Source organism: Yunchengibacter salinarum (assembly GCF_037658235.1).
GTDB lineage: Bacteria > Pseudomonadota > Alphaproteobacteria > Sphingomonadales > Kordiimonadaceae > Yunchengibacter > Yunchengibacter salinarum.
In genome coordinates, this window is sequence record NZ_JBBJLN010000003.1 from 25,936 (window position 1) to 37,658 (window position 11,723).

Annotated in this window: 8 protein-coding genes; 7 read left to right on the top strand and 1 reads right to left on the bottom strand. The window is 63.0% G+C overall.

Translation table 11 applies throughout. The annotated features are described in order from the left end of the window. Positions 1-3: 3 nt before the first annotated feature. Positions 4-642 (bottom strand): uracil phosphoribosyltransferase, encoded by a 639-nt coding sequence (gene upp / locus WGH93_RS03740; protein ID WP_374763518.1) that lies wholly within the window; start codon positions 640-642, stop codon positions 4-6. A 422-nt stretch (positions 643-1,064) separates the two neighbouring features. Between upp and WGH93_RS03745 the strand changes: the two genes are divergently transcribed. The 7 genes from WGH93_RS03745 (at position 1,065) to WGH93_RS03775 (ending at position 11,596) form a co-directional block, all read left to right on the top strand. Continuing rightward, positions 1,065-2,024: a BMP family lipoprotein gene (locus WGH93_RS03745; RefSeq protein WP_445530151.1), complete on the top strand. Its 960-nt coding sequence runs from the start codon at positions 1,065-1,067 to the stop codon at positions 2,022-2,024. An 88-nt stretch (positions 2,025-2,112) separates the two neighbouring features. Then, complete coding sequence (locus WGH93_RS03750; protein ID WP_374763520.1) at positions 2,113-3,735, top strand: ABC transporter ATP-binding protein; 1,623 nt, start codon at positions 2,113-2,115, stop codon at positions 3,733-3,735. Next, positions 3,735-4,874: an ABC transporter permease gene (locus tag WGH93_RS03755; protein WP_374763521.1), complete on the top strand. Its 1,140-nt coding sequence runs from the start codon at positions 3,735-3,737 to the stop codon at positions 4,872-4,874. The genes WGH93_RS03750 and WGH93_RS03755 overlap by 1 nt, the downstream gene beginning before the upstream one ends. Beyond that, positions 4,871-5,857, top strand: coding sequence for an ABC transporter permease (locus tag WGH93_RS03760; protein ID WP_374763522.1), 987 nt, complete (start codon positions 4,871-4,873; stop codon positions 5,855-5,857). Before WGH93_RS03755 ends, WGH93_RS03760 begins: the two co-directional genes overlap by 4 nt. Before the next feature lie 2 nt (positions 5,858-5,859). Beyond that, positions 5,860-6,318 carry a cytidine deaminase gene (locus tag WGH93_RS03765; RefSeq protein WP_374763523.1) on the top strand — a complete coding sequence of 153 codons (459 nt, stop codon included), beginning with the start codon at positions 5,860-5,862 and terminating at the stop codon, positions 6,316-6,318. A gap of 43 nt (positions 6,319-6,361) precedes the next feature. Beyond that, positions 6,362-7,720: a thymidine phosphorylase gene (gene deoA, locus WGH93_RS03770; protein WP_374763524.1), complete on the top strand. Its 1,359-nt coding sequence runs from the start codon at positions 6,362-6,364 to the stop codon at positions 7,718-7,720. Between the two features lie 501 nt (positions 7,721-8,221). Next, entirely contained in the window at positions 8,222-11,596 is a 3,375-nt protein-coding gene (locus WGH93_RS03775) for a TonB-dependent receptor (protein WP_374763525.1), read from the top strand. Positions 11,597-11,723 lie beyond the last annotated feature (127 nt).

The following is an 11,723-nucleotide window of genomic DNA, read 5'->3' on the forward strand; positions in this document are numbered from 1 at the left end:
TGCCTAGCTCCCCTTGGTCCCGAAAAGCCGGTCGCCCGCATCACCGAGCCCCGGTACGATATAGCCATGTTCGTTGAGTCTTTCGTCCACCGCGGCGGTGACCACCGGCACATCCGGGTGCGCGGATGTGAAGGTCTCCACCCCTTCCGGGGCGGCCACGAGGCAGACGAATCTAAGGTCTTGCGCCCCTTCCTTTTTCAATTCCTCCACCGCGGCCACGGCGGAATGGCCGGTGGCGAGCATGGGGTCCAGCACCACGGTAAGGCGCTGGTTCAGATTCCTGGGGGCCTTGAAAAAATACTTTTCCGGCCTGAGCGTCTCCTCGTTGCGTTGCAGGCCGATCTGGCCCACCCGCGCCGAGGGGACAAGGTCCAGCATGGGGCCGAGCAGGCCGTCACCCGCGCGCAGCACGGAAATCAGCACCAGTTTCTTGCCCGCCAGCACCGGTGCTTCCATCGGGCAGACCGGCGTTTCTATGCTGATCCGGCCAAGCGGCAGGTCCGACAGGGCTTCATAGCCCAGGAAAAGCCCGATTTCGCGCAGCAGTTTGCGAAATTCCGCCGTGCTGGCGTCCTTGCGGCGCAGCAGGGTCAGCTTGTGCTGGACCAGGGGGTGATCGACAATCTTGACGGATTTGGACATCTGCGAGTTCCCGTCTTGCGGCGGCCAGGCGCCGCTCATGCGCCCATCCCGTCTATCAAAGCCTGCCCGCTTTGCAACCCCGACCGGGGGCGCGGGCCCGTGATACCCCGTCAATACGCGGGCACCGGCATCTTGTCCAGTATCCGGCAAGACAAATCCTGACTGATCGTTCAGTTTTTTATTGACCCGTCATTCCCCTTTTGCTTGGCTCTGGCATCCTCTATGACTGTACGGGTGACACGGGCAGGGGGTGGTCCGCGGCTGACCGACCTGTTCCGGCCCGAACAGGCATGGCAAAAAAGGGAGACGGGCGCATGACACGGGTGCTGGGCGAACAGGGGAGGTGTTCAAGGCAGGCGGCGCTGTTTCGCCGTCTCGGTCGGTTGCTGGCCGTGGGGCTGGCGGCGGTCTCGGCGGGCTTGATGGCTGCCGCGGCACAGGATGCGCCGCGATCCGATCTCAGGGCGGTGGTGCTGTATGATCTGGGCGGCAAGTTCGACAAATCCTTCAACGAGGCGGCCTATAACGGCGCCATGCGCTTTCAGGAAGAGACCGGAATCCGCTTCCGCGATTTCGAGCCCACCAGCGAAACACAGTACGAACAGGCGCTGAAGCGCTTTGCCCGCCGCAAGTTCGATGTGATCGTGGCCGTGGGCGTGGGCTATGCGGTGGCGGCGCGCAATGTGGCGCGGGACTATCCCGAAAGCCAGTTCACCGTGATCGATGCGGTGGTGGACCTGCCCAATGTGCGTTCCGTCACGTTCAAGGAACATGAAGGGTCTTTCCTGGTGGGCGTGCTGGCGGCGATGGCCACCGAGACCAACAAGGTGGGCTTTATCGGCGGCATGGACATTCCGCTGATCCAGCGCTTCGCCGGTGGCTATCGGCAGGGCGTGGACTGGACCAAGGACAATGTGGATTATGTGGAAGGCTATGTGGGCACCACGCCCAGCGCCTGGTCGGACCCGATCCGCGCCGCCGAGCTGGCCAAGGGGCAGTATGGCCGGGGCGTGGACGTGATCTTCCATGCCGCGGGGCCAAGCGGCCTTGGCGTGTTGCAGGCGGCCAAGGACGAGGGGAAGCTGGCGATCGGCGTGGACAGCAATCAGAATTTTGTCGCACCGGGGCATGTGCTGACCTCCATGGTCAAGCGGGTGGACCGGGCCGTTTACGAAGCTATGGAGGACACCCGCCACGGGCGCTGGGAACCGGGTCATGAAGTGCTGGGGCTGGCGGAAAAGGGCGTTGGCTATGTGGTGGATGAGCACAACCGCGCCCTGATCACAGATGCCATGGAAGCCAGGGTGGAAGAGGCACGCGAAAAGATCATTGCCGGCGACATCGTGGTGAAGGACGTGGAAGGCGGCAATACGGGTCACTGACAGGCCGCCCACCGGTCACGGGCGGACCCGGCAGGGCGCGTTGCGGCGCGCCGGGCAGCGGCATTATATTTTGGGGCAGGCGACGATTATGGCAGTCACTGAACAGGCACCGGCGGAAGCCGTGTCCATGGCGGTTGAGGCAAGGGGCCTGAGCAAGCGTTTCGGCACGGTGCAGGCCAATGACGCCATCTCGCTCGGCGTGCGCCGTGGCAGCGTGCACGGTCTTGTGGGGGAAAATGGCGCGGGCAAATCCACCTTGCTGAAAATGCTGTTCGGTCTTTATCAGCCGGATGATGGCAGCCTTTTCGTGAACGGGGCGCCCGTGCAATTCGCCAGTCCGGCGGAAGCCATGGCCCACGGTATTGGCATGGTGCATCAGCATTTCATGCTGGTGGAGCCGTTCACCGTGCTGGAAAACCTGATGATGGGGGCCGAGGAAAGCTGGAACCTGGCCCAGGACAAGAAGGCCGCCCGCGCGCGCATTCTGGCGCTTGAGGCGGATTTCGGCTTTGATCTGCCGCTGGATGAGGCCGTGGCCGACCTGTCGGTGGGGGTGCGCCAGCGGGTGGAAATCCTGAAGGCCCTGTATCGGGGTGCCCAGGTGCTGATTCTGGACGAACCCACCGCCGTCTTGACGCCGCAGGAAAGCGAGGGGCTGTTTCGCCTGATCGAAACGCTGAAGGCGGACGGCAAGACCATCCTGTTCGTCACCCACAAGCTGGACGAAATCATGGCTGTGACCGACCGGGTCAGCGTGATCCGCGCCGGTCGCCTGGTGGGGGAGGTGGAAACCCGCGACACCAGCGCCAGTGCGTTGGCGGAGCTGATGGTGGGGGAAAAGATCAGCCGCCATGTGAGCCGGGAGGCCGTGGAAGCCGCCCGCCGCCCGCGCCTTTTCCTGTCCCGTGTGAGCACCGCGCCCGTGCCCGGCGGCACGCCGCTCAGGGATGTGAGCCTGGACGTGCATGACGGCGAGGTGCTGGGCGTGGCCGGGGTGGCCGGCAATGGTCAGACCGAATTGCTGGAAGTGGTCACGGGCCTGCGCGGCATCAGCGCGGGCACCGTCCATCTGGCCGATCAGTGCGTGGCCGACCCCACCGGCCACCGCGCCCCCACGGCGCTGCGCCGCATGGGGCTGGGCCATGTGGCGGAAGACCGGCTGAAATCCGGCATGGTGGATACCATGACCGCGCGGGACAACGCCATTCTCGGCTATCAGCGCGAACCGGATTTCGCCAGGGGCGGATGGCGGCTCAGGCTGGATGCCATTGCCGAGACAGCGCGCACCTATTTTGATCGCCAGGATGTGCGGCCACGCAATCCGGGCCTGCCCATGGGCAGCTTTTCCGGCGGCAATCAGCAGAAACTGGTGTTTCAGCGGGAAGTGGCGCGCGACCCGAAACTGCTGGTGATCGGCCAGCCCACTCGCGGCGTGGATATCGGGGCGGTGACCCGCATTCATGACCAGATCACCGACCTGCGCAATGCGGGCAAGGCGCTGCTGGTGGTGTCCGCCGATCTGGACGAACTGCTTGCCATTGCCGATCGCATTGTGGTGATGGCGGAAGGGCGCATTACCGGTGCCATGCCGGTGGAAGAGGCCGACGCCCGCACGCTCGGCCTGATGATGGCGGGTGCGGGTGATGAGGGCGCCGATGATAACGCCGGGAACGCGCAAGGGCCGCAAGCGCCGCACGGGGGGAGAGGCTGATGGCTGTGGATCAGAAGGCGCGGGCCGCCTACAAGCTGCCCCTCTGGGCCGATCTGGGCGTGCTGCCGCTGGTCAATCTGCTGGCCGCGTTCGTGGTGTCCGGGCTGGTGATCTGGGGGCTTGGGGAAAACCCGTTCACGGCGCTGGGCCTGCTGGTGAAGGGGGCGTTCGGCTATCAGGAATATACCGGCTACACCTTTTATTATGCCACCAATTTCATCTTTACCGGGCTTGCCGTGTCGCTTGCTTTCCATGCGGGCCTGTTCAATATCGGCGGGGAAGGGCAGGCCATGATGGGCGGGCTGGGGCTGACGCTGGCCGTGCTCTGGGCCGGGGACGCGCTGGGCTGGCTGGCGGTGCCGCTGGCCATTCTGGGGGCCGCCGCCTTTGGTGCCGCCTGGGCCGCCGTACCCGCCTATCTTCAGGCCCGGCGCGGCAGCCATGTGGTGATCACCACCATTATGTTCAATTTCATCGCGTCGGCGCTGTTGTCCTATCTGCTGGTGGGGCCGCTGCAACGGCCCGGCGGCCAGATGCCGGAAACCCGTGATTTCCCCGAAGGCGCCAATCTGGCCCATATGCACGATGTGCTGGGCCTGCTGGGGATTCCGTTTGAATCCAGCCCGATGAACCTGTCCCTGCCGCTGGCGCTGCTGGTGGCCTTCGGGGTCTGGTTTCTGCTGTGGCGGACCCGGTTCGGCTATGAGATCCGGGTGGTGGGGCGCAGTCATGACGCGGCGCGCTTTGCCGGTATTTCCGTTACCCGTGTGACGATCATGGCCATGGCGCTGTCCGGTGCTATGGCGGGCATGATGGGGCTGAACGAATTGCTGGGCGAACAGCACCGGCTGATCGCCAATTTCACCATGGGGTATGGTTTTGTCGGCATTGCCGTGGCGTTCATGGGGCGCAACCACCCGGTGGGTATCGTGCTGGCGGCGCTGCTGTTCGGCGCGCTGTATCAGGGGGGTACGGAAATCGCCTTTGAAATGGAAAATGTGACCCGCGACCTGGTGGTGGTGATTCAGGGGCTGGTGATCATCTTCTCCGGCGCCATGGAGCATCTGTTCCGCCGCCCGGTCACCCGGCTTTTTGCCCGGTTCGATCCGGCGGCGCGCAGGGCGGAGGCAACGGCATGATCGAATTTCTGACCGGCTTTCTGGGGGAACTGGTTCAATTGGCGGGCGGTACCGTTCGCATTTCCACCCCCCTGATCCTGGCGGCGCTGGCAGGGCTTGTTTCCGAACGGTCGGGCATCATCGACATCGGACTGGAAGGCAAGATTCTGGGTGCCGCCTTTGCCGCCGGGGCGGCGGCCGCGGTGTTTGACAATCCCTGGATGGGCCTGATGGCGGGCATCACCATGTCCGTGGTGCTGGCCGTGCTGCACGGCTTCATCGCCATCAGCCAGAACGGCAACCAGATCGTTTCGGGCATGGCCATCAATATCTTCGTCGCCGGGCTGGCGCCCACATTGGCCACAAGCTGGTTCCACAAGGGCGGCCAGACACCGCTGCTGCTGAACGAAAGCCGGTTCGGGCATATCACCCTGCCGCTGGCGGACAGTCTGGCGGATGTGCCGGTGATCGGCCCGATCTACAGCGAGCTGCTGTCGGGCCACACCATTTTGACCTATCTGGCTTTTGCCCTGGTGCCACTGGTGGCGTTCGGCCTGTATCGCACCCGTTTCGGGCTGCGCCTGCGGGCCGTGGGTGAAAACCCGGAAGCAGTGGATACGGCGGGGATTTCCGTCACCTGGCTTCGTTACCGCGCCGTGATGCTGGCCGGTGTTCTGTGCGGCATTGCGGGCACGGTGCTGTCCACGGCGCAGGGGGCGGGCTTTATTCGTGACATGTCCGCGGGCAAGGGCTATCTGGCGCTGGCGGCGATGATCTTCGGCCACTGGAAGCCGCTTCCCACGCTGGGCGCCTGCCTGTTGTTCGGCTTCGTGGATGCCCTGCAAGGCCGCCTGCAAGGGGAGGAGCTGCCCCTGATCGGGGAAATTCCCGTGCAGTTCACCATGATGCTGCCCTATGTGCTCACGGTGGTGATTCTGGCGGGCTTCGTGGGCCGGATGACACCGCCCAAGGCCAGTGGCACCCCTTATCGCAAGGATCATTGATCATGACCGATGTGTCTGCCCCCGATGCCCAGACCCCGGATGTCCAGACCCCGGATGCCGAGACCCGCGCCGCCATGGTCAAGGCCGCCTGCACCGCGCGCGGCCGTGCCTATGCCCCCTATAGCAGGCATCCGGTGGGCGCCGCCGTGCTGGACGAGCAGGGCGCCATTCATGCGGGCTGCAATGTGGAAAATGCCGCTTTTCCGCTGGGCACCTGCGCCGAGGCGGCGGCCATAAGCGCCATGGTGCTGGCGGGTGGCAGGCGCGTGGTGCATGTGGTGGTGGCCGGGCCGGGCGCGCATGTGTGCACGCCATGCGGCGGCTGCCGCCAGAAAATCCGGGAATTCGCGCCCTCCGGCGCCGGGGTGACCATGGTGGACGATGCGGGCGCCACTTTGCTGGAGACGGACAGCGCCGCCCTGCTGCCCCATTCCTTCGGCCCGGACAATCTGCCCGGCTGACCGGGGCTGTTTTCAACCCGATTCATCAATACAAGGACCGAGAATGAGCGTGACCAGCCAGTACTTGCCGCAGGAGACCATTATCCGCAAACGGGATGGGGGTGTGCTGGACAAGGCCGAGATTGCCCGTTTCGTTGCCGGGATAAAGGACGGCAGCGTTAGCGAGGGGCAGGTGGCGGCGTTCGCCATGGCGGTTTTTCTCAATGGCATGACCCCGGATGAGGGCAGCGCGCTGGCCCTTGCCATGCGGGACAGCGGCACGGTGCTGGATTGGCAGGCCCTTGGCCTGGATGCGGGCGCGCCGGTGGTGGATAAGCATTCCACGGGCGGCGTGGGCGACAAGGTGAGTCTGATGCTGGCCCCCGTGGTGGCGGCCTGTGGCGGCTATGTGCCGATGATTTCGGGGCGCGGCCTGGGGCACACCGGCGGCACGCTGGACAAGCTGGAAAGCATCCCCGGCTATGACGCCTATCCCGACAATGCCCGGTTCGCGGCGATCGTGCGGGATGTGGGCTGCTCCATCATCGGGCAGACCGGCGATCTCGCCCCCGCCGACAAACGCTTTTATGCCATCCGCGATGTGACCGGCACGGTGGAAAGTGTGCCGCTGATCACCGCTTCCATCCTGTCGAAGAAGCTGGCCGCCGGGCTGGGGGCGCTTGTGATGGATGTGAAGATGGGCTCCGGCGCATTCATGAAAACGCCGGAAGCGGCCCGCACGCTTGCCGAAAATATCGTTCGCGTGGCCGATTTGGCGGGCACCCCCACCACCGCCGTTCTGACCGATATGAACGAGGTGCTGGGGCGCACCGCCGGCAATGCGGTGGAAGTGCTTGAGACCATCGACTTTCTGAAAAACCCCGCAGGCGCGGACCCGCGCCTGATGGATGTGACTCTGACCCTGGCCGCACACATGCTGGCGCTGTCCGGCGCCGTGCCCGCGGGGGTGGAAACCGCCCGCGCCAAGGCGGCGGAGGCATTGGATTCAGGCCGCGCGGCAGAGCTGTTCGCCCAAATGGTTGTGGCGCAGGGCGGCCCGGCGGACCTGATGGACCGGCCCGCGCATCATCTACCCCTCGCGGCGGAGACCCGCGCGGTCACGCTGGGCCGGTCGGGCACGCTGACGGCCATGGACACCTTCGCCATCGGCATGGCCGTGGTGGCCCTGGGCGGCGGGCGGACAGACCCGAAAAGCCCGGTGGATCACGGCGTGGGCGTAACGGACATCGCCGCGCTGGGCCAGCAGGTGGGGCCGGATGACCCGGTGGCCCATGTGTATGCGCGGGATGCAGCCAGTGCGGATCAGGCCGTGTCGCGGATCAAGGCGGCCATGACCCTGGATTCAGGCGCCGTGCCGGGGCCGGTGATCGGGGATGTGATCCTGTCGCCCGGTCAGCGCTGATCCGCGCTGTCATCTTTTTTTCCGTGTGATTTCCGTGCGCTGACTTTGGCGCGCCGGTGTTTCTGGCGTCCTTTGCCGGGCCTTGCGGGCGCTGATGGCAGCCGGCCGGCCTTGCCGGAAGAAATGTGACCAATGGCGCTGATATTCCACGCAGCATGAGAAATAGCATAACCTGTTGAAAAATATATAGATTACCTCGCATTTGAAATATTGGAACAATATGACACCGGCCAATCCGCCCAAAACCGGCGATCATGGCACCTGTGGGGAAACGATGCATTTTGGCAACAGCATCCCGAAAAGTTTTCTGTAATTGTGCACCGCACAGCCAAATCCCTGACTCTGAAACAAAACTGTAATATGAATGACGTTCTACCGACACTAACGGCGCGGTAGGTGCCGTAATTGACCAGAGGGTCACATCCGGCAGCCGGGTCGGGATTGGTTATGATTGCGGCGCGGGTTGGCGAGCAGAAAAAGACGATCTCAAGGGGAAACGCAATGAAATCCACGAACTGGATGACACGGGGGGCGCTGGCTGCACTGTTGGCATCCGCGTCCATGCCGGTGATGGCCCAGTCCATCACCGCCACGATTGCCGGTCATATCGATTCGGCTGATGGCGATGTGGCCGGGGCCACGGTGACCATCATCGATACACGCACGGGGCGGCAACGCGCCGTCACCACGAACCAGAACGGCTCTTTCCGGGTAACGAACCTGGAAGTGGGTGGTCCGTACACGGTCATGATCGAAAGTGCCGACTACCAGAACCGTGTTGTTGAAGGGGTGATGGTTTCGTCCTCTGCCACCGCGTCCCTGAATCTGGAACTGGCCAGTGGCGACAGTGTTGAAGAAATTCTCGTTACCGCCAGTGACATCGGTATGCTTTCCCAGCTCGCCATCGGGCCGGGCCAGGTTTTTAATGAGACCACCATTGAATCCCTGCCTTCCATCGGTCGGGACTTCCGGGACACGCTGCGGATTGATCCGCGCGTTTCCATCAATGAGGGCAACAGCAATGCGGTAAGCTGTGCCGGTGTGAACAACCGTTTCAACAGCCTGACCATTGACGGTATTCAACAGAACGACCCGTTCGGGCTGAACGCTTCCGGTTTCCCGTCCCGCGATGCCACGCCGCTGCCGCTGGATGCCACGCGGGAACTGTCCGTGGAATTCGCACCCTACAGCGTGGAATACGGCCAGTTCAGCGGGTGCGCCATCAACCTGCTGACCAAGTCCGGCAGCAATGAATTTCATGGGTCGGCTTTCTTCTTCTATAATGATGACGGCCTGACCGGCTCCAAGATCGATGGCCGGACGGTTTCCAGCGAATCCTTCGAGGACCTGAACTGGGGCGCGGAACTGGGCGGCCCGATCATCGAGGACAAGCTGTTCTTCTATGTGGCCTATGAAGAGACCGACGACGGCGGCGTGCAGAACGCCGGCCCGATCGGCGCGGGCTTCGCGGCGGAAGAAGTGGAGCTGTCCGACGTGGAAACCGTGCAGTCCATCCTTGAAAACCAGTTCGGTCAGGACACGCTGGGCATTGCCCGCTCCCTGCCGGAAACCACCGAGCGCTGGTTTGGCCGCCTTGACTGGAACATCAACGATCAGCACCGTTTCGCGGGCAGCTATCAGCGTATCCGTGAAAACGCGGTGGCCGGTGATGATTTCGGCTTTGAGGATTTCGCCTTCCAGAACAACTTCGCCATTCGTGGTTCCAAGGTCGATATCTTCTCCGCCCGCCTGTTCTCTGACTGGACGGACAATTTCTCCACCGAAATCCGCTATAGCCGCAGTGAAAACCGGGACCAACAGGACCCGTTCGGCGGTGGTGAACGGGTGGATGAAAACCCCGTGCCGCGCCTGATCGTGGACACGCCCAGCGGTTCCGTCATCAGCGGCCCCGGCTTTTTCCGTACCGCGAACGAACTGAGCACCGATCTGGACCAGGTGAAGCTGCTCGCCAACTACAGCACCAAGAAGCACACCCTGACCTTTGGCTATGAGCTGAACCGGCTGAGTGTGTTCAACCTGTTCGTGCCGAACTCAACCGGGACGCTTGAATTCGATTCCATCGCCGATCTTCAGGCGGGCCAGGCCAGCGTGGCCACGGTGACGGACAGCTTCTCCGGGGACATCAATGATGCCGCCGCCAATTTCAATCGCAGCATCCACTCGCTCTATGTTCAGGACGAATGGAAGCCGAACGAAAACCTGACCGTCGTTGCCGGTCTGCGGTATGACTTTTACGAAAGCGGCGACAATCCGCCGGAAAACCCCCTGGCGGAAGAGCGTTACGGCATTCCCAACACGCAGGGCTTTGACGGGCTCGACCTGTGGATGCCGCGTGTGGGCGTGACCTATGAAGCCCCGTGGGAGTTTTACGGTGACACCACCTTCCGCGGCGGTCTCGGCATCTTCGGGGGCGGTGATCCGACCGTGTGGTTCTCCAATGCCTTCTCCAACTTCGGCTCGGCCAATGCCTTTGCCGGCCTGTTCGGTGGCGGCAGCGGCAATTGTGACGACAGCGCGCTGAACGTGGTGGATGGCAGCGGCAATTTCACGGGCGTTCCGAACTGCCTGTTCCAGAACGCGCAGGAAGCCGCCCTGGCCAATAACGGCAATATCGATCTGGTTGATCCCGATTTCACCCTGCCGTCCGTGCTGCGGTGGAGCTTCGGTTTCAGCCACTATACCGACTTTGACGGTGCCGCCGGTGGCTTCTTCGATGACTGGTCTCTGGATGTGGACTTCATGGTCTCCAAGCGGCGCAATGCGGCCGACTTCGTGGACCTGACCCTGACACCCATCGGCTTCGCGCCGGATGGCCGCCCGATCTTCAATCGGGTTGATCCGCTCAATGCCGGTTGTCAGACCAGCTTCCTGGGTCCGCGCCGGGGCTTCCAGTCCGTCAATGAAACCATTGTGGACCCGGTTACCGGTGAAACCCGTGTCGTTTCGTCCGTGGGCCCGGAAGGTAGCTGTGACGATCCCAGCGGCGGTCAGGACATCCTGCTGACCAACTCCGACAGGGAAAATGAGGGCTTTGAACGGAACCTCGCCATCCGGCTCTTCAAGTCGTTCGATTATGAGCTGTTCAACACGCCGGGCACGTTCAACTTCAATGCCGGCTACGCCTATACGGACTCGGAGATCGTCAACCCCACCACCAGCTCCACCGCCGGGTCGAACCTGGAAGAAGTGGCGCTTTCCGTGGTGAACAACCCGACACTGGCGCCTTCGCAGTTCAACATTCCGCACAACATCACGATCGGTGCCAGCTTCCAGCAGGACTTCTTCGAGGGGCTGACATCCAATCTGGGCTTCTTCTTCCGTGCCAGCAAGGGGCGGCCTTTCAGCCTGACCTTCTCGGATGATGCGACGGAAGACTTCTTCGGGGACACGGATGACGAGGCGCGTCAGCTTCTGTTCATCCCGACCGGCCCGAACGACCCCCGGTTCGACTTCTCCAACGTTGCACAGGATGAGTTGAACGCCTTCTTCGCGGGGCTGGAATCCATTGGTGCGGATGAATTCGGCGGCCAGATCGCGCCGCGCAACGTCTTCAACGACCCGTGGACCACGGACCTGGACATTCGGTTCCGTCAGGATCTGCCCACCTTCTTTGAAGGGCACAAGCTGATCTTCTTCGCGGACATCGAAAACTTCCTGAACTTCGTTGACAGCGGAGGCAACCGCCGCAAGCAGTTCGACCGTGGCGACGTTTTCGAGGGTGTTCCGCTGATGGATGTGTCCGGCACCAACGATCAGGGCCAGTTCCTGGTGAACAGTGTGGATGCGCCGGTCATTCAGGATGACTTCGTAAACACCGTATGGCGGGTTCAATTCGGTATTCGTTACGAATTCTGATACCGACCGTCTGCCAAGACTGTGACGTTCCTTCCCGAGCGTCCAGACCCGGAGCCTTCGCGGGCTCCGGGTTTTTTTTGTATCTTCCGTGCTGTGCGGGGCACACTGGCGGCGAAAAGGGCGCCAG